General features: G+C 42.7%; 24 protein-coding genes. 2 read left to right on the forward strand and 22 right to left on the reverse strand.

Annotation, left to right across the window (positions count from 1 at the left end; translation table 11 throughout):
* Positions 1-41: 41 nt before the first annotated feature.
* Positions 42-1,064 carry a threonine aldolase family protein gene (locus FHS68_RS04210; RefSeq protein WP_167267502.1) on the forward strand — a complete coding sequence of 341 codons (1,023 nt, stop codon included), beginning with the start codon at positions 42-44 and terminating at the stop codon, positions 1,062-1,064.
* 10 nt (positions 1,065-1,074) lie between these two features.
* Here the strand turns inward: FHS68_RS04210 and FHS68_RS04215 are convergent, their stop codons facing one another.
* The 15 genes from FHS68_RS04215 to FHS68_RS04285 form a co-directional block, all read right to left on the reverse strand.
* Positions 1,075-1,476 carry a DUF1398 domain-containing protein gene (locus tag FHS68_RS04215; protein ID WP_167267504.1) on the reverse strand — a complete coding sequence of 134 codons (402 nt, stop codon included), beginning with the start codon at positions 1,474-1,476 and terminating at the stop codon, positions 1,075-1,077.
* A gap of 57 nt (positions 1,477-1,533) precedes the next feature.
* Positions 1,534-2,226 carry a DUF421 domain-containing protein gene (locus tag FHS68_RS04220; protein ID WP_167267506.1) on the reverse strand — a complete coding sequence of 231 codons (693 nt, stop codon included), beginning with the start codon at positions 2,224-2,226 and terminating at the stop codon, positions 1,534-1,536.
* 111 nt (positions 2,227-2,337) lie between these two features.
* Positions 2,338-2,751: a hypothetical protein gene (locus FHS68_RS04225; protein WP_167267507.1), complete on the reverse strand. Its 414-nt coding sequence runs from the start codon at positions 2,749-2,751 to the stop codon at positions 2,338-2,340.
* Positions 2,752-3,155: 404 nt separating this feature from the next.
* Positions 3,156-4,112: a DUF4249 domain-containing protein gene (locus FHS68_RS04230; RefSeq protein ID WP_229211761.1), complete on the reverse strand. Its 957-nt coding sequence runs from the start codon at positions 4,110-4,112 to the stop codon at positions 3,156-3,158.
* A gap of 9 nt (positions 4,113-4,121) precedes the next feature.
* Positions 4,122-6,524, reverse strand: a complete 2,403-nt coding sequence (locus FHS68_RS04235; RefSeq protein ID WP_167267509.1) for a TonB-dependent receptor — start codon at positions 6,522-6,524, stop codon at positions 4,122-4,124.
* A gap of 136 nt (positions 6,525-6,660) precedes the next feature.
* Positions 6,661-7,581, reverse strand: coding sequence for an SMP-30/gluconolactonase/LRE family protein (locus FHS68_RS04240; protein WP_310588499.1), 921 nt, complete (start codon positions 7,579-7,581; stop codon positions 6,661-6,663).
* Positions 7,582-7,650: 69 nt separating this feature from the next.
* Positions 7,651-8,457 (reverse strand): helix-turn-helix domain-containing protein, encoded by an 807-nt coding sequence (locus FHS68_RS04245; RefSeq protein WP_167267511.1) that lies wholly within the window; start codon positions 8,455-8,457, stop codon positions 7,651-7,653.
* Between the two features lie 85 nt (positions 8,458-8,542).
* The gene (locus FHS68_RS04250) at positions 8,543-9,430 is read right to left on the reverse strand and encodes an oxidoreductase (RefSeq protein ID WP_167267512.1); all 888 of its coding nucleotides are present in this window, start codon (positions 9,428-9,430) and stop codon (positions 8,543-8,545) included.
* A gap of 129 nt (positions 9,431-9,559) precedes the next feature.
* The gene (locus FHS68_RS04255) at positions 9,560-9,730 is read right to left on the reverse strand and encodes a hypothetical protein (RefSeq protein ID WP_167267521.1); all 171 of its coding nucleotides are present in this window, start codon (positions 9,728-9,730) and stop codon (positions 9,560-9,562) included.
* Positions 9,731-9,744: 14 nt separating this feature from the next.
* The gene (locus tag FHS68_RS04260) at positions 9,745-10,290 is read right to left on the reverse strand and encodes a DUF6934 family protein (RefSeq protein WP_167267523.1); all 546 of its coding nucleotides are present in this window, start codon (positions 10,288-10,290) and stop codon (positions 9,745-9,747) included.
* A 132-nt stretch (positions 10,291-10,422) separates the two neighbouring features.
* Positions 10,423-11,136 carry an endonuclease/exonuclease/phosphatase family protein gene (locus FHS68_RS04265; RefSeq protein ID WP_167267525.1) on the reverse strand — a complete coding sequence of 238 codons (714 nt, stop codon included), beginning with the start codon at positions 11,134-11,136 and terminating at the stop codon, positions 10,423-10,425.
* Positions 11,137-11,159: 23 nt separating this feature from the next.
* Positions 11,160-11,549: a type II toxin-antitoxin system VapC family toxin gene (locus FHS68_RS04270; protein ID WP_167267527.1), complete on the reverse strand. Its 390-nt coding sequence runs from the start codon at positions 11,547-11,549 to the stop codon at positions 11,160-11,162.
* Positions 11,531-11,761: a hypothetical protein gene (locus FHS68_RS04275; protein WP_167267529.1), complete on the reverse strand. Its 231-nt coding sequence runs from the start codon at positions 11,759-11,761 to the stop codon at positions 11,531-11,533. Before FHS68_RS04275 ends, FHS68_RS04270 begins: the two co-directional genes overlap by 19 nt.
* 22 nt (positions 11,762-11,783) lie before the next feature.
* Positions 11,784-12,203 (reverse strand): DUF433 domain-containing protein, encoded by a 420-nt coding sequence (locus FHS68_RS04280; protein ID WP_229211762.1) that lies wholly within the window; start codon positions 12,201-12,203, stop codon positions 11,784-11,786.
* Between the two features lie 40 nt (positions 12,204-12,243).
* Entirely contained in the window at positions 12,244-12,477 is a 234-nt protein-coding gene (locus FHS68_RS04285; protein WP_167267531.1) for a SymE family type I addiction module toxin, read from the reverse strand.
* A 105-nt stretch (positions 12,478-12,582) separates the two neighbouring features.
* Between FHS68_RS04285 and FHS68_RS26325 the strand changes: the two genes are divergently transcribed.
* Entirely contained in the window at positions 12,583-12,804 is a 222-nt protein-coding gene (locus FHS68_RS26325) for a helix-turn-helix domain-containing protein (RefSeq protein ID WP_167267532.1), read from the forward strand.
* Here FHS68_RS26325 and FHS68_RS04295 read toward each other — a convergent pair.
* From FHS68_RS04295 to FHS68_RS04325, 7 genes are all read right to left on the reverse strand, one after another.
* Positions 12,801-13,523 (reverse strand): hypothetical protein, encoded by a 723-nt coding sequence (locus tag FHS68_RS04295; protein ID WP_167267534.1) that lies wholly within the window; start codon positions 13,521-13,523, stop codon positions 12,801-12,803. The genes FHS68_RS26325 and FHS68_RS04295 overlap by 4 nt on opposite strands.
* 23 nt (positions 13,524-13,546) lie before the next feature.
* Positions 13,547-14,542, reverse strand: a complete 996-nt coding sequence (locus FHS68_RS04300) for a glycosyl hydrolase family 18 protein (RefSeq protein ID WP_167267536.1) — start codon at positions 14,540-14,542, stop codon at positions 13,547-13,549.
* A gap of 24 nt (positions 14,543-14,566) precedes the next feature.
* Positions 14,567-15,679 carry a Gfo/Idh/MocA family protein gene (locus FHS68_RS04305; protein ID WP_167267538.1) on the reverse strand — a complete coding sequence of 371 codons (1,113 nt, stop codon included), beginning with the start codon at positions 15,677-15,679 and terminating at the stop codon, positions 14,567-14,569.
* A gap of 12 nt (positions 15,680-15,691) precedes the next feature.
* Positions 15,692-16,813 (reverse strand): Gfo/Idh/MocA family protein, encoded by a 1,122-nt coding sequence (locus FHS68_RS04310; protein WP_167267540.1) that lies wholly within the window; start codon positions 16,811-16,813, stop codon positions 15,692-15,694.
* Between the two features lie 124 nt (positions 16,814-16,937).
* Positions 16,938-17,546 carry a helix-turn-helix transcriptional regulator gene (locus FHS68_RS04315; protein ID WP_167267542.1) on the reverse strand — a complete coding sequence of 203 codons (609 nt, stop codon included), beginning with the start codon at positions 17,544-17,546 and terminating at the stop codon, positions 16,938-16,940.
* Positions 17,519-17,857, reverse strand: a complete 339-nt coding sequence (locus FHS68_RS04320; RefSeq protein ID WP_167267544.1) for a type II toxin-antitoxin system HigB family toxin — start codon at positions 17,855-17,857, stop codon at positions 17,519-17,521. The genes FHS68_RS04315 and FHS68_RS04320 overlap by 28 nt, the downstream gene beginning before the upstream one ends.
* A gap of 166 nt (positions 17,858-18,023) precedes the next feature.
* Positions 18,024-18,401, reverse strand: coding sequence for a hypothetical protein (locus tag FHS68_RS04325; protein ID WP_167267545.1), 378 nt, complete (start codon positions 18,399-18,401; stop codon positions 18,024-18,026).
* Positions 18,402-18,656 lie beyond the last annotated feature (255 nt).

Below are 18,656 nucleotides of genomic sequence, written 5' to 3' on the forward strand. Positions count from 1 at the left end.
TGTTGTTCCGTTATTAGCGGAAAATAATTTTGCATTCCGGGATGAAGATTGACTTACGCAGCGATACGGTGACCCGCCCGACCCGGGAAATGCAGGAGGCAATGTGGGCCGCAAAAGTTGGAGATGATGTATTGGGTGATGATCCGACCGTAAATGTACTTCAGGAAAAAGCTGCCCGGCTTTTCGGAATGGAGGATGCGTTATTCTGCCCGTCCGGAACAATGACAAACCAACTTGCGATACGTGTTCACACGCAACCGGGAAGTGATGTGATTTGCGATAAGTATTCACACATTTATCTATATGAAGGCGGAGGAATCATGCTCAATTCGTTTTCGTCGGTGAAACTTTTGGAAGGTGACCGAGGCAGGATATCTGCTAATCAGGTGTCAGAAGCGATCAGCCCGGAAAACGACATTCATTCTACGGTAACCAGGCTGGTTTCGCTTGAAAATACAATGAACAAGGGTGGCGGGTGTTATTATGATTTTGAAGAAATAAAGGCAATTAGAGCTGTTTGCGAACAAAAGAATATTCCTCTCCATCTCGATGGTGCAAGACTTTTCAATGCATTGGTTGAGACAGGTGAAACACCACAACAGTTCGGTGAAGTTTTTGACAGCATTAGTATTTGCCTATCAAAGGGATTGGGCTGTCCGGTTGGTTCATTATTACTTGGAACCAAGGCGACCATTACCAAGGCCAGACGGTTTCGAAAAGCGATGGGAGGGGGCTGGCGTCAAGCCGGATATCTTGCGGCCGCTGGTATTTATGCATTGGATAATCATGTTGAAAGGCTGAGAGAAGATCATCAAAGAGCCAGAGCAATTGGCGAAATGTTTGCAAACAGGCCCGAAATAGAAGAAATATTTCCAGTTGATACCAACATTGTTATCGTTCGGCTTGCAGCAGGACTATCGGAATCAGATTATATCAGCAAATGCACTGAACTGGGGATTCTTGGTGTAACATTTGGGAAGGGCCTCGTCCGTTTCGTGACCCATCTTGACATTACGGATGCGCATTTGGAAGAGATGCAAAGGCTTTTAAAACAATTAATATAGCAACCAGCCTCTACACTTCCGGAATTTTTTCCTCGTACTCATACTCTGAATTAGGACCTTGGTAAATAACCATCATTCCGGCCAGATCAGCTACATAAGTGTGAATTCCGGCTTCCCCAATTTCCCTCAAAAAAGTCGGATAATCAGTTAATCCTTCCTGATTACGCTTTATTGCCGCTTTCACCGAATCCAGTTCAAAAGTCTCCGCGCATTCGAATTCGGGAAGATCACCGGGAATTACAAGTTTATCTCCTATAACGGAGGTATAAGTACGTTTGTGGTTATAAACTTTAATCTCGTAGTTATCAACGCCGATCGCTTTCAGGTTTTTAACAAAATGCGGATACGACTGTCCTGCTGAACGCTGTTCGGCAGACTTGATCAATTCATCAGTTAATTCGATCAGTTCCATAGCTATATTTTTAAATTTTTCGGTTAAAATGCCATGCCAAGCATTTTCCGCAATTGATTATGCAATACGTTCCGTGTTCATCGATGCGACCCATTCATTGTGTTTGCAGATATTGCAAAATGCAGTTCCTGCTTCCTGATGCTCTGTATGTCCACAGAATGAGCAGGAATGATACCCATCCTTAAAAATCGTCTTGTTTTTTTTTTGATAGAGTTCCGGCAAGATAGGCAACCCATATTTCACATCGGCATCTTTATAAAAGAAAAGACTTACTTCTCCGGAGGATTCAAGATAGGCACCTCGGACTTGTCCAAGATGTTCTATACTTTTCACCCGCAATTCGGAAAAAAACTCATCCTGTGCCAGTGATTCTTTCTTAAATTCTGTAACGGAAAATTTCCCCTCATGAATCAAACAAACCGCTTTCCCTTCCACCAATGTCTCAAACCACTCAAATTTACCCGTTAACCAGGTTACAAACCTGTACATGAAGATGATTGTCCCGAAAACAACCAATGCGGGCACTATTCCCACATCTTCATAAAACATTGGATCACCAGCAGCTGAACCGAGCGCGATGATGATCACAATCTCAAATATGGATAACTGCCTGACGCCCCTTTTTCCTGTGATCCGCAAGGCCATAAGCAGGAAGGTAAACATTACGATGGACCGCAATATTACCTCGATCAGAAAGATTGGGGGAAGCTCATTGAACAGTACCCGTTCCCATTCCAAGATTTTGTCCATTTTCTATTTGATAATCAAATGATTGTGATGGTGAGGTAAATAAAAAGATGTTACAAAACCATCATCATGGCAGCGTAACATCTTCTGTTATTAATGCTGTTCTTTAACTAATCAGTGCGCCATGTCGTCGTCCTCCCGATGGTGAACGATCAGCGAACTCCTGGTGTCCAGTTTCGTGATCATTTCGCTCGACATAGCGTCTGCATACACGCCATAACTACTCACTAATGTGCCCTTTAGTCCATCTTTAGATTCAATGGCATAGAGAATCGAAGCATCCGAAGGATCCGTCATACCCTCAAACCGATATACTTGAACGATATCGAAATCCTCTGGTGAAAGCGTCAGACAAATCCCATCATCTTTGTGCAATTCCAGTGAATGCGCCGTTAAATTGAAATCATAGGTATATCCCTGTTCCTGTAAATTTTCAAGCGTTTCAACCAGTGTATCCGGTTCACTCATGTTTTTGTTACTTGGATTGGGTTTTTTATTTTTATCGTGATCTGTGCCTTGCAAGTCCATAACGAATTGTTTAAAAGTTATAAATAGCTACATCCCAGTATATGGGTTGTTATATTTTGAAATCACCAGCATTAAGGTGACTGATAATTCTATTATAAGCAGTCGGGAATGACAGCAATGATTATTCATCAACAGGAAAAAATTGTGCCTTGAATGGCCGCCTCCTAAGTCTCATCCATTTAGTTAGTATGCATATAGACATTTGCGACTTATCATGAGATAAATGCTTTGAATAATCCACCTGACACGCTGTTGATGAGGTGATTTTGGCGTCATAATCCTAAAATCAAATGCGGTATTCTTAAATTAATGATGGGATTTCCTGATAAAGTAGCAAAATTGGCGCGTACATTTTGAGGTGCTTTGACCTCAGTTTGTCTTAGAAATGTAGAATGCAGTTTTGACTATCTGGCTTGATAAATGAGTTGTCCCGAGTTATATGCCGCAAAGCAGCCAAGTCCGTTCTTAATATTCGTGAAAATAAGGGACGGTTCGATGAACGGATTATCGGAATTACCCCGCGTTTCAAGGGATCGATGATACCGGAAGTAATTTTCATCCGTATTGTAAACTTCCATCGTAATTGACACGATCTTGCTTTTTGGAAAAACAGTAAATTTATTTCCGCTTCCATAATCGTATGTCACGGCTTGGGGCAGGTTCGACCGGCCAATAGGTGATGTAAACAACGCTCCATCCAGGTTTCCGTCACTCTGAAAATCATTTCTTCCAATTGTTTCATCCCAATTAAAATTAAAGCGTTCTCGTATCCTTCGCTCCTTGAAATTCTGGACGCTACTGCCTTCGGGAATGCTATATTCAAGATCCATGGAAGCTCTTACACGATAAAAATTGGTGTCCACCGCAATGTCATCCCAAGTCATTTTCACCGTGATAGCGGTATCGTTTCTAAATGAATTATTTGAAAAAGAGGTGTCAATCACAAAGGTTTTGGCAATAACCAATTTTCCTGGTACCATACAGCTGGCCGTTACAGTGCGTCTTCCATCTGTGACGTTCAGATAGTATGTCTTTGAAGCTGCTATCGGAAAACCAGTTTGATCAAGGCTATATAATCGGCTTGCTGTATCCCAGGGAACAATTGCCTCATTCATACCATCAGAAATTTTCACAATCGCATTTCTGACGACACCCCCTTTCCCGGTTGTTTCACCAAAAACCGGCACCGATTCTGTCACAACCACATTAATGCGGGTCGCCTGTGGAGAAATAAATGACTGCACAACCAGTTTCGAATCCACCTGTGGTAGCCGCGACGCCGGAATGTCCGTGATCAGCGACTCACAGGCGAAAAGCGTTAATGTGAAAACCATTACAATTATATAAGCAAATCTCATCATCAGCCAGGTCTAGAACTTGAAGTTGTAACTGAAATAGGGGAGGATTGGAAAGAGGGAATACCTTTTCAATGTTCTCTTGCCAGTTGTTCCATTCTCTGTTTCTCCATCGGATAGGTCGTAGAAGAAAGGATTTCGGCGGTTGTATACATTATAGATACCAAATTCCCAGATGCGCTCGTGCCTTTTTTTGTTTTTACGAAATTGAACAGAAATGTCCATGCGGTGAAACGGTTCCGCGCTGAAACTGTTTTTCTGACCATATTCACTCACCGTCGGGCCGTTCCAGCCAATGATCGGCTTACCATTTGGATTAAGTCGGGTCATCAAATTGTCGCTTACACCCTGATATGTTGATACGGGCAACGTTAACGCATTTCCAGTCCCATAAACCCAGGTGGATGAAAGTGTAATGCGTTTATTGATTTCATAGATTCCGACAATGGATAAATCGTGACGGCGGTCGTATCGCGGATAAAATGTTTCACCAAAGTTCAGTTCGGGAAATTTCCAGCGGGTCCAGGATAAAGTGTATCCAATCCAGCCGGAAAGTCTGCCAGTCTTTTTCTGTATCAAAAACTCCGCTCCGTAAGACCAGCCTTTACCAGCAGTAACATTGTCCTCCCAGCTCAGTTCATTAGCATTTTCGCCATTAATGCTCAAAAATGAAGAACCTTCCTTGTAATTCAGAATATGGTCCATCTTTTTGTAATATCCTTCCAGGGTCAACGTAAGTGCCGGGCGTTCCAGATCTTTTGCAAAACCTGCTGCTATTTGCTGCGATTCCTGCGGAGCAACGCGGTCGGTTGTAGGAACCCAGAGGTCGGTAGGCAGGCCAAGACCAGTGTTGGAAAGCAAATGAACATATTGGTTCATTTTTGCATACGAAGCTTTGAAAGAGAAATCCTGCGCCAATCTTAAGGCAGCCGATAACCTTGGCTCGGGGCGAATGTACGTTTTTGTCTCAGTCTGAAAAGAACTGAACCTTAATCCTCCATTGATTTTCAATGCATCCAGCGCCTGCCAGGTATCTTCAATGTAGAGCCCGGCTTCAAGCGTATTCACTGGCTTAACCGAACGTTCAATTGGGTTATCTATAAAAGAACCTTCTATTGCGAGGGCAGACGGAACAAATTTGTGAAAAGTAGCCTGCGCACCGAATTTTATGGCATGTTTAGGTGAGGGATAAAAATCAAAATCTGTTTTTATTCCAAAGTCACGGATCTTAGAATTGTAATCCAGGCTGAATTCATCCTCAGTGGTGCCGTCGCCGTTAATGTCTTTGGAATAACTTGAAACCCCGAAGTTGAAATTGCTGAAGATGAACGAAGTGTTGACGAAGAGTTTTTGGTTTACAACATGGTTCCAGCGCATGGTTGCCGTCGCATTGCCCCAGTCCAATCCCGCCCTTGTTTCTGAATCAGAGCTTTTTTCGCTTGCGTGAAATTTATCCCGTCCAAAATATCCGCTCACATAAAGCTTGTCTTTCGGACCGAGATCGTAATTCATTTTAGCATTCAAATCATAAAAGTAATAGCCTGGCTTAACCTGGCTGTCATCTCCTTTTTGAGATTGAGCTATGAATGGGGAGGCTAGTACATCAATGTAAGTTCTTCGTCCGGAGATTAAAAAAGAAGATTTGCCTTTTGAAATAGGCCCTTCCAATGTCAATCTGGAAGATATTAATCCAATCCCGCCTTCTCCATGCAATTTATCTTTGCTGCCTTCCTTCATATTCATTTCCAGAACAGACGAAAGCCTTCCGCCATATCGCGCCGGAAAACCACCTTTTGTCAATTCGACGCTTTTCAATGCATCGCTGTTAAAAATGGAAAAGAAGCCAAATAAGTGATTTGCATTGTAAACAACTGCATCATCAAGAATAATCAGGTTTTGATCCGGTCCGCCGCCGCGAACATATAGACCAGTTTGTCCCTCAGTACCTTTTTGTACGCCTGGCATTAATTGCAGAATCCGTAATACATCCTTTTCCCCGAAGAATGCGGGTACCTTTTTCAGCTGAGCAATCGGAATTTCAATCTGGCTCATTTGTACATTGCGGCTCACGTAATCTTCCTGCCGCTTCGCTGAAACAAGCACTTCTTCCAATTGGTTAACTGTTTTCAGAAAAATATTGACGGTGAGATTTTTAGAAATGTTGACGAGCTGATCCGTTTTCTCATAACCTACAAACGAAAAAGACAGAATGGCTGAATCTGAGGCTGGGACAGTAAGGGAATAAAATCCATAAGTATTCGTAACAGCGCCAAACGGTGTTCCGGCGAGATATACATTGACGCCCGGTAGTTGCTCCTGACTTCCCTCTTCCTTAACAAAACCGCTAATGGTTATACGCTCCTGAGCAAAACTTATGATTGATATAAAGAGGAATGTAGCAGTAAAGATTAATCGCATGATGGGGAAGCTGATTCGCTTCTGTAACGACCTGGTCAAATTTAAAGTATGGATCATTGCATAGGGTCAAGCATCTGAACAATCGGCTAACCTATATATACTTAAATTACGGCAACTTGGATCAAAACAGGTAGCGCTAATTCACGCCCTTTACCTTCATCTTCAACCCATAAACCGCAGTCTCCGCCGTAATAAAAAGCATATCGTTATCTTTTCCTCCAAAACAAATGTTAGCAGTCCAGCCGCTGTGAATAGGGAATTGGGCGATTTGCTCACCTGTTTTGTCGAAAACAGTTACACCTTTTCCGGTTGTATAAAGATTTCCTTCCGCGTCCAGGATCATTCCATCAGAACCTTTGGAAACAAAAAGTGTGCGATTGGTTAATGTTCCATCCTTTTGGATATCATACTTATACGTTTTGCTGTCACCAATGTCAGCCACATACAAAGTCTTGCCATCTTTGGTGCCAATAATGCCATTGGGTTTCTTGATATTGGCATCAACTCTTATCAGGGTTTTGCCTTTGGGATCAAGGTAATAGACATATTCTCCGTCCTGCTGCATTTTCGGGTCACGCTTCCAGTAGTCGCGTTTGTATAGCGGATCGGTCAGGTATATACCGCCTTTGGGATCAATCCAAAGATCATTTGGGCCGTTAAGTAACTTGCCTTCAAAATCTTTAACCAAAACCGTGGGTTTACCATTTTTATCAAATGACCAAACCTGATTGTCTTCATCAGAGCAGGCAACAAGATTCCCTTTTTTATCGAAATACATTCCATTGGCGCGACCAGAACTGTCGGAGAAGACACTGAATTTACCCGTTTCTGCGTCCCAGCGAATGATTTTGTTGTTGGGTTGGTCTGTAAAAAAAACATTTCCGTCTTTGTCCGCGACAGGTCCTTCTGTGAATTTGTAACCATCGCCCAGTTTTTCAACTAGCGCCCCGGGCGCTACTATTGATTTGGAATCCATGATCTGTGCTGAAAGTAAAGCCGGGAAGACGAGTGCCATTAGTCCCATTAAAAATGAATAAAAACCTGCGGATCTTTTCATATATCAAAACAATGCGAGATAAGTTGTTCCAGCATTATCTCAAAAAGTCGGCCAGCGTTGTTTCCTTACTTATCGAATTCTGGACGGGGCCACGCCGTAGGCTTTTTTGAAGGCAAAAGAAAAATGGGATAGATCCTCAAAACCAGTCTCCAGATACACGTCCGAAGGCGCTTTTCCCTTTTCTTTAATCAGATAATGCGCAGTTTCCAATCTTTTTTGCACGAGCCAGCGGCTTGGCGAAATGTGGAATATTTTTTCAAAATCGCGTTTAAATGTTGCCATACTTCTGCCGGTCAGATAAGCGTATCTTTTCAACTGCACATTGAAATGGAAGTTTTGCTGCATAAATCCTTCAAGGTCGATTTTACCAGGTTCGCTGAAATCGAATAAAATGTCTTTTAATTCTGGATTAGTTTGAAGTAAAATAAGAATCGCTTCCTTTAATTTCAAGGACATTAAATGCTGATTGGCCGGCGGCTGAAATTCCTGGTAAGGCATCAGAGAGTCGACATAACTTTTTAGCAGCGGGTCAGATTTTAGTTCAATCACAGCTTTACCATTCCGATGAGGCGAAGCTTCATAGCCAAATTCCAGGGCGAATTTTCGAAGCGTTTGCTGATCCAGATAAATGGAAATCGCTTTAAATTCCCCATTTTCTGGCGGCTGCTTGTTGAATTTGACCAAACTATTTCTTTTGGTAAATCTGAAATCACCTTCCTGAAAAGCGTAATTGTGAGCAGCATCATTGACCGTGAGTGTGCCTGCAACCTGGTAACTAAACACATGGTCCGGGGCAAATTGTTCTCCTTCCCGGCTTCTGGCAAAGTAGCAGGAATACACAATTTGTGACAATTTGTGACCTTCAACCTGGCTCATTGGTTTTCAAATTATATGATTGTAACAGCATTGCAAGACCATTTTGTTCTGCAATGCTGTTTTGATTGACTGCTTTTAAAAAATCTCAAATTCCCTTGATCTGCATGTAGGATTTCCCCGCCTCCGAGTCGAAGAAGTTTTCGGCTTCATCATGATCGGTTGACAGGCTTACGTCCATCCATTTTTCCATTTCAGCCTGCCGGTTTGCATCTGCCCGCTGTAAAATACCGATCGCCTCACTACCGAGTACCAGATGCAAAGGCGGCTCGGGATGGTTAACAAGCTCTATCATTGCATTCGCAGCTTTATCCGGGTCGCCCACGGGCGTGAAAGTGCCGCCCGAAAAAAATTGTTTAATTCCGCCGACGGTAGATTCGTAGCCTTCAACCTCAGGCGCGAAGCTCATGGAAGAACCAGCCCAATCAGTACGAAATCCACCCGGTTCAACCGAAGTTACCTTTATCCCTAGCGGCGTAATTTCTTTGGAAAGTGCCTCAGTAAAACCTCCCAGGCCAAATTTCGCAGCCTGATACATGGTCAAACCAGCACTGCCAACTCTACCCCCAATGGAGCTGATTTGTAGAATGCGACCGGAGCGTTGCTTGCGCATGTGCGGCAACACCGCACGGGTGATTTCAATCGGCGCATATAAATTTGTATTCAATTGACTTTGAACCTGTTCGTCGGTAAATGCTTCGGCTGCGCCGGTAATTCCAAATCCAGCATTATTCACTAGAACATCAATTTTTCCAAAATGCTGAATTGCGTGAGCGACGGCAGCATAAATTTGCTCCTTGTTGGTCACATCCAGCTCGATAGGTAATATCTGATCCGGAAATTGCTGAAGAAGTTCGTCTAATTGTTGCGTATTGCGTGCTGTTGCAGCGACTTTATCACCATTTTTGAGCACTGCTTCTGTCAGGCTTCTTCCCAATCCGCGGGAGCTGCCTGTAATAAACCAAACCTTTGTCATCGTGTTTTTATTTTGAATTAACGATAACAAAGGTCGGCGGAATTGTAGAGGTCAACTTTGCTGAAAAGCTCAAAGTTAGTTTGTTGAAAAGCTCATAAAAACAGGTGTCGGAAAGGACACCTTAGATTCTTATGGAATTAATTTTTGTTGGCTTTTTTCCAGCCCTTCCAGAAATTGTCGGGCGCGGGCAGTTTTTTCTGGGAAAAGGTCTCTTCCTCTCGTCTTCTCAAAGACGTATTTGCAAAGTTCCGACTCTGTCATTTCAGGCAGTCCGTCGAATTTTATTTTTCTATCTTCCATACTCTAATTTACAATTATTTTTTGAACATTAAAATTGCGTTATATGCTCTTCCCAGAATGTACTTTTCGGTTGTCAAGCTCATTCTATCGTTGGTGTAACCACCTAAAAACCAATAATGATAACTTAGCGCAGAAAAATGCTTCTCTACGAAATTTCGGTAAATGGCCACTCTCTGATTGAATTTTCGACAAGAAAGATGGCATTTCCTAATACATGTCCTTTGGCACTTTTCTATAAAGTCTGGTCCGCCGTCACTACCCTGGACTATCAAAATTGCATCAGCAAACCTTTCAAAAAATAGCGGGATAGTTGACAGAACCGTATTAAACACTTTGTAGGCATCTCCATTGCCGCTTTTTATATGATCTTCAATTTGATCACTCTTGTCATTATAATCTCCGAAACCAAGATTGTAGACGTCTCTGTCTTCGAATTGATGCGTTAGGGTATATTGAATAATCTTTGGAACAATTTGTCTACCAACACTTATGAATACATACTCAAGTTGTGCCGAAGAACGCTCTTCTCTTACTTCATAGGTGTTGGATGAACTCGCCATTTAGGAGGGGTTGATTCGAAATGGCAAAATGTATATATGTGAAGTGAAGTTATTGTAATGGATTTATCTGGCGGTTGGTGAAAATTACCGAGTGGTCAAAAGGACAATGCTAATAGCGCTTACAGCCTTATCTCAATCCCGGAAAGTCACAATCACTGGAACATGGTCGCTATATTTGGTCCAGAAATCAAAGTCTCCCACTTCGACAGATTCCAGTTTTTCGGCCATATCTGCGGAAACAAAGCAATAATCCAGGTGATAAGGCCGGTTCCGATGCCGGTACAAATACAATGTCGGATGCTCTTCACCGCCCTGGGTTTGCTTGTGGTGTAAATGATAGGTGCTGTGTACACCTTTACTTTCCAATAACCTAACTACATCCGAATGGTTGCTGATCCGAGACTTACGATCCCAGATCGTATTGCTATTGAAATCTCCAATCAGAATTGTTTTTGTATTGGAAATCAGGCTGTCATAATGCAAAACCGCTTTCCAAACCTGCTCGACATATTGCCCGTCTTTATCGTCCGGATTGTTGGCCCAAATCGCAAATAGGTTGAAATCAGACTGTCCATTAGTGACATGAATAGGAATAATCATCCGCAAATCTGCATTGTGATTTTCCAGAACCCGGAAGCGGTAGTCGCTATACGAAAAGATTGCAAGTCCTTTATTGTTGTTTTTTCCAAACCATAGAACATCTGTTGGCTTGGGCGTATTGGCTGGAAACAGAAGCTTATCGGGACATTCACATTCGGGGACAACCAGGATATCCGGCTGGTAGGAGAGGATCAGATCGGCTTTCCTTCGAAAAGCCATGTTGCAGTTCCAGGTAATGAGCCGCATTGGGTTAGGCTGTTATATTAAAATCATTTCAACAAATCCAGCTGACCAATCCTTTCAAAATGCTTCTTATTCAATGTGTCGAACGACATTTCGTTGGCTATCGCAGTGGCTGCAATAAACAAATCTGCTTGGGCAATTGAACAGCGATTTTTTCTCAGACCGTGTTGAATTTCCGCAGCGCAGTGAGCGGCAATGCTGTCAAAAGGAATGACAATTACTTCAAAGAGCAAACTATTCCAGAAACTTCTTTGGGCAGCTGTCGCTCCAGTATAAATTTCAAATTCGGTAACACTGGAAATGGCTATTTGATCGAATTCTTTGGATAGCTGAACGAACCTGGATTTGGATTTGTCTGTCTTTCGGAAATAATCAATCAAAACGCTCGTATCGAGCATCAGGATTTTCTCCGCCATTGATTGATCGATTTGCGGGTTTCTTCAATGGTTTTAATCTGCTCGTCAGAAAACACAGGGCCCTTCAGCAATAATTGTGTCAGCCTAGACCGTTTTGGTTCCGGTGTATTTTCTGGGGCAAGCTCTTTTTGAAGCCGCGCCTTCTGGGTGGGTGAGAGTTGTTTTACAATCGTCACCAGTTCTTGAAATGGAATGTGTGTTTTTGCTTTCATGCCCAAATATAATGTTTATGTCTCAATCAGGAAAGAGAATAATCCTTCTTACTACTCTCATAACCTGCAACTTGGTAACCCCGTCAAAATCTTCCAAAAAGGATTCAACAAGTTCCTCCGTTTTCAAATGGTCGATCAGGTTTTGAATAGTCACTCTCGTTCCGGAAAACACTGGAGTACCTCCTAAAATCTCAGGATCAACCGTAATTGCGCTGCTTTCGAATATTCCGTTCGCAAGAAAGACCTGAGCCTTACCTAGAAACCTTTTTCTTATTTCTGAGCCGGGCTGCCCGTATCGAGCATTCATATGTTCGTCGAGACTTGAAAACTCTCGGAATGTTTTCGGGACATTTTTAAGAAGTTCGCGAATCTCAGAATCTGTCATATCCAGAAATTCAACCACTGTGGGCTTGGCTTCGGTTGACGCTAAAGACCTGTTCAAATTTCTAGTTTTCTTTTTAGTCATGAGTTTCATCGGTTCATCAATCTTCCCAAATCTCCAATTGCGGGCTTTTCCTCAATTCTCCCACAGGTTCAATAATCAACCTGTCATCCTCAAACCGAACCGTAATGTGCTCCCCATGATCGAATCCCAAATCTTTCAGCCACTCGCCGCAGAGCTTGATTTCTGGGACGAACTTGGTTCTCCATTGGGAAGTTCTTTGATACTTTGGATAGATTTTTAGTTGGCGTGATTTGAATTTGCGTGTTGCCATATTGCTTGTGTGTCATCACTAATATTTACAGTAAAGGTAACGCATTAAATGGTTTGTCAACATATATGATGACAAATATTTCACGGCAATACGGCAGTTTGTGCCGTGAATAAAATAGAACTTCAGAAGCTTGTAGGAAAAAGAATTGTTCACCTTCGAACTGAAAAGGGTTGGAGTCAGTCAGATCTTGCCCGAGCCTGCGAGAAAGACAGGCAGTCTATTGAAAGGATAGAAAATGGAAAGGTTTCTCCTTCGCTTTATTCGTTGTATGAGATTTCCTTAGCTCTTGAAATTTCTCTAAAAGATTTGTTGAGTCTATCAACCTAATACATCGCTTGATTTGTCAAAACGTGTTGATTTTCCTCACTCAATAGATTGTTTTCGGAAAAGTTGTGATAATAGGTATGCATGTCATTTATTCGAAGTAAAACTCCTGACACGCAGTCCAGCCTTTTAGGTACAGTATCTTTCGAAAGATAGACTGGTTCTGGATGCTCCATCGAGCTTTCAAGAACATGGAAGTTGGCCAGAAAGTCTGTCATATCAGACTTTTTAAACCAAGATTCGTGGTGCATGTAAGTACAAATAATGTATGGTAACTTATTTCGCCTGATGAGAGTCTCATACTTTTTGGCCTTTTTGAGAAAAGCGCTGTTCTCACCACTTAATCTCAGGTAATTATAATTTATTGGATTAATTGACGAATGAAGATTGCCCTGATCAATTTGCTCATCCATTTTTTCTATTCGGATTTGATCTGACTGAGACGCATTTAATCTCATGACTTCTGCAAGTACAGTTTGTCCATTAACGTCCAAAGTCCAATCCGGAGTTTGTCCTCCAATTTTCTTGTCATATTCGATCTTTGTACAGAATTGATCAAAGAAGAGTCCAAAATTTATTTCAGTAATTAGTGACAAAAAATCGCCTTTTTTCTTTTCGGACGTAAGCTTTTTAATTAAGCTCTGTTTATGTTTCTTATCAAATTCTACAATTACATCATATAACTGCGCTCGTTCCGCGAAAAATTCGTTTACTAGATCCATTTACCAAGATTTAAAGATGAGATTCACCTGCCCTTCACCACCCCATCAATCTCCCCCAACAACGACTTCACCCCCGTACTATCCTGCAACAACTGCCAAATCATAACCCCGCTAACCTTCCGCTTCGCCAGCTCAGTCTTCTTCCGAATCGTCGGTAACCCATTGTAATGAACCATCCCACTATTCAAATGCATCTGGTCCTGATAAACAGAATCAGGAAATTGCCGAAGAATGTTTTTGTAAGAGATACTCTCAGGAGCGGTGCCGCCGAAGCCGTAGCCGTAGAATGGGACGCCGAGGGTTAGTTTTTCTTTGGGGATTTTACGGGTTTCGAGCCAGTATTGGAGGTCTTCTTCGGCCATGGAGTAGGGGGCGTGCGGGCCGGGACGGTCTGGACGCCATGGGCCGGTGCGGTCGTAAGACATGATGTTGACGAAAGCGAACTGCGCCAATGCTTTGTCGGTAAACTGGCTTTTGTAAACCGTGGCGATGGCGGCTGTGATCAGCTTATTTTTCTGCTTCAAGGCAGCCGCAAAATCGATCACAAATCTTTCATAATTAGCATCGATCAATTCGCCTTCCAGGTCTACGTCAATGCCGTCGAGGTTATTGTCAACTGCCAGATTTACAAGGTCATTGATCAGTTTAGTTTTCTTTTCCCCAATCAAAAAAGAAGGATAATATTTAGGAGCGCCGCCACCGCCAATGGAAGCCATGATCTTCACATTTTTGGAATATGCCAGCGCTGCGACTTCTTTCAGACCTGCGGTTCTTGTGAGGTTACCCAATGAATCTGGATTTATAAAAGCAATATATAAATGTGTGATCTTGGCAAAATCAATCTGTTTTGCGGAAACCAGTAAATCCGTCCGGTTTGGCAAATAGCCGATCACTTTGAACCGATTATCGGTATCGCCATTTTTAAAAACTGTTACGCTTTTCTTGCTGCAACTGGTATTGAATGCAAGAATCACCATGAAAACGGAGATGCATTGCTTGAACAACTTCGGGAATTTCATGGTGATTTTTTGCGGTGTGAAATGCTATTTGCCTGCCAACATAATCTTCGCGCCGCCTTTGCGGATGGATTCGTAAACGGCGTCGACGACGATCATATCCTTCAATCCTTCGGCTCCGCTTACATTCGGGTCGGGCTTGTTGTTGAGGATAATGTCGGCGATTCCATCCATTTGCAGGGTTTGGTGCGTGATGACGGGTTGGTTCATCGGGCCATTGTGCGTCCGGCCTTTGATCGGGCCATAGCTGAATGCGGGACTGAGTTCGACAAAACCTTTTTCGCCGATTACATAGAGTCTTTCGTAGTTGTTGAAATTGTAAGTAGTGCCGCAGCTAGCCACCACGCCGCTTGGGAAACCAAGCTGGAACATAATCGTTTCGTCTACTTCCTTGAATTTCACCGGATCGGTTTTGGTTTCCTGGGCTGTCACCCAGATCGGCTCTTCGCCAGTACAATACCGTGCGCCATTCAAGGCATAAATGCCCACGTCCATCATCGCGCCGCCGCCGGCCAATGCTTTTTTTAGTCTCCATTGATTGGGATCGCCCGATTTGAAACCCATATAATTGTTCACGTGCATGATCTTACCCAGCTCGCCAGCCTCTCGCATACGGATCAGCTCACGGGTATGCGGCTCAAAATGCATACGGTAACCAATGTAAAATTTGACACCGGCCTTTTCACAAGCCGCGATCATTTCACGGGTTTGCTTGGCATTATCGGCAACCGGTTTTTCGCAAAGTACATGTTTTCCGGCCGCCGCGATTTGCAATACATGCTTGTGATGCAGCGAATTAGGTGTGGTAATGTACACAATGTCAATATCCGGATTGTCCTTAATATCGCTGACAGTGTCGTAGTTGTAAGTGTTCTTCTCCGGAATGTTGTATTTCTTTTTCCAATCTTCCAGCTTGGCAGGCGTACCTGAAACTGCTCCGACGAGCGTAGCCATTTTACAATCTTTCATTGCCTCTGCCACGCGGGTGCCGTAACTGCCGAGTCCCATAATTGCGACATGTAATTGCTTATCCGCTTTCGGGCCGGAATACAACTCCCGGGCAGTTGCAGGCAAATCGGAAAGTGCCGTAGCACCAATTCCCAGGGTTAGTTTTTGAAGAAAATCACGACGAGAATCCATAGTAATGAGTGATTATTTGTTGATAAATATCTTTGCTCCATTTTTCTTAATCGATTCATAAACAGCATCGACCACGACCATATCTTTCAATCCTTCTGCGCCTGTCACATTTGGATCAGGTTTTCCATTTAAAATCGCATCGGCAATTCCATCCATTTGATAGGCCTGGTGATTTACATCCGGCTGTTCGATAGGACCTTTGTGCGTAATACCCCGGATTGGTCCGTAGCCAAATGCAGGATTCAGTTCCGCCCAGCCTTTGTCACCCATTACGTGCAGCCTTTCGGAATGGTTGAAATTATAGGTACAGCCGCAATTAGCAATGATACCGCTCGGAAAGCCCAATTGAAATGTAATCGTTTCGTCCACATCTTTGAATTTGACAGGATCGGTTTTGGATTCCTGCGCCGTCACCCAAATCGGTTCTTCGCCGGTGCAGTAACGCGCGCCATTCAAGGCATAGACACCCACATCCATCATCGCGCCGCCGCCAGCTAATGCTTTTTTAAGCCTCCATTGATTGGGATCGCCGGATTTGAAACCCATATAATTATTGACATGCATGATCTTGCCAAATTCCCCTGCTTCCCGCATTCGCACGACTTCACGGGTATGTGGCTCAAAATGCAATCGGTAACCAATGTAAAATTTCACGCCGGCCTTTTCACAGGCTGCGATCATTTCTTGGGCTTGCTTAGCATTATCAGCCACAGGTTTTTCAGAAATCACATGTTTTCCAGCGGCTGCAACTTGCAATACATGCTTGTGATGTAGGGAGTTAGGAGTAATCACATATACCAGATCAATGTCCGGGTTGTTCTTGATTTCGTTCAGATTTTCGTAGTTGTAAATATTTTTATCCTCGATGCCGTACTTCTGCTTCCACTCAGGGATTTTGGAAGGTGTTCCAGTTACAATGCCGACGAGTTTCGCGGTTTTGCATTCTTTCATTCCCCGCGCTACTATGTTCGCGTAACCTCCGAGGCCCATCAATGCTACGCGGAGTTGCTTATCGGCTTTGGGAGCGTCTGGGATCAACGTTTTTGCAGCGGAAACAGGTTCGGCAGTTGCAACCAATGTGGCTGCGCCGATTCCTAGTGAAAACTTTTGGAGAAAGTCGCGACGCGAATTCATAGTCAGTTGTTAAAAGTGTTGGAAGCAACTGAAAAAGGGAATTGAAGGGGTTATCTCCTTATTGCAATCAAACACTGCACTATGAATACTTTGCTGCCAGGTGCCTTCTATGCTCGCGACAATCCTAGTACGATTTGCTCACTTTTACGACACCAGATAAGGGGATTGCGGCCGGAAAATCCTTCATTTTTTTTGTGACAGCCTTTTCGACCGCATCACTAAATTTCTTCTCAACTTCTGCTGGAATCTCTGCGTAAATTAAATTTTCCAATGTTATCTCGAATAATTTGTGAATGATAACCAAGTCATTCATTGAAAAGGAACGAGTTCCGCTCAATAGCTCAGATGTGTAAGATTTGCTGTGAGCTAGTATAGCAGCCAGATTATTTTGATTCAACCCGTTTTGCCTTAATTTTTTGAGAATTAATTCCTTTCTTTTCTTAAAAAACTTAAACTCTTTTTTGGCCTGCTTTTCCGCCCTATCGCTCTCTGTGAACTGCTTTTTAGGGATTGAGTCAAAATCAGACCAATGAAGTGATTCGTATCTGATAATAAGATCTCTAATCTGTTTTCTTAGCGGTTCTAGACCCGGTTGATCCTTTCCAAGCAGCCTTAGGGATCTTTGCGCCCATACAGCTCTTTCCATTTCCAGTTCTGACGTTAATTCGCCTTTTTTGATTATCTCCCTAACGTCAAACGCTGACATCACAGCAGATCGTTGTTTTTTAGCCATTTCTCAATGCTTTTTTTATTGTTTTTAAATATTCGTTCGTAATCTTGATGGTTCCCCACCCAAGCGATTGTCGCCTCTTGATCTTCAATTGTTACCAGTATCAGAGTCCTGTGTATATGGATATTTACGAAATAATAACCTGAGCTATGCACTTTTTCTGCATCTCTTCGAATCAGGCTAATCTCATTCATCGAGCTGATTTCTGCGTTTTCGAGATCTTGAATTAACTGATGAATAGCTTTTGATAATTTAGCATTGCCACGATTTTTATTCAGTAGTCTGAATAGAATTTCCTTTCCTTCTAGCCGCATCGCCCGATCGAATTTAGTTAAAAAGTTCCACTTAAAATAGAACTTTAAGATTTTCACCTCAACCCTCAGACGTAGACTCCTGCATTTGGTAACGGATATTAAACCAACAAAAGCAAAAAAGCCCCCGAGGCGAACCCCGGGAGCTTTTGCGAACCTTAAAAAGTGACTATTTAACAGTCAATACTCTCTCCGTTTTTTGCTCCGAAACCTGGAAAGATTTGGATTGAATTTCGCTTCCGCTGATCACATCCAATTTATATTGACCGGCCTCCATTTGATCCATGTTCAAAGATCGACCGAATTTTTGGTTGTCTTTGCTGACCGTCTCACGATATACAACATCTCCGTTTTCATTTCTCAATAAAAGAATGGTGCTGCTTGCAGCGTCTGCTTTATTGACCAGGACATTGATTTTTCCGTTTTTGGTTGGATAGATACCAGTTCCGAATTTGGAAGCTTTGGTTTCTTTGTCTTCTGCGTTGGCAGCGAAAGTGGAAGCAATAAATGCTAAGGCGAATGCGAAAGTTTTAATTGAAGTTTTCATGGCTTATTTTATTTTATGGCTGTTGTTAAAATTGTTATCCTTAAATGAACATGACAAATGTGGGGCAAATGCCGGTACTATGTATTGCAAAGTACAGGAGTGGAAACTTTAAGTGAATGAATGGTTTATATCTTTCATGAGCAATTAAGCGGTTATTAAATTTTGACTCAATGATGGGTTCCGCGAAGAGAATGTTGCTCAGTCAAATGTTAAGAAGTGTTAAAAAAATGGCTCACTGTTTCACAGGAGCCATTT

Origin of the sequence: Dyadobacter arcticus (assembly GCF_011762185.1) — a bacterium.
In the GTDB taxonomy this organism is placed as follows: domain Bacteria; phylum Bacteroidota; class Bacteroidia; order Cytophagales; family Spirosomataceae; genus Dyadobacter; species Dyadobacter arcticus.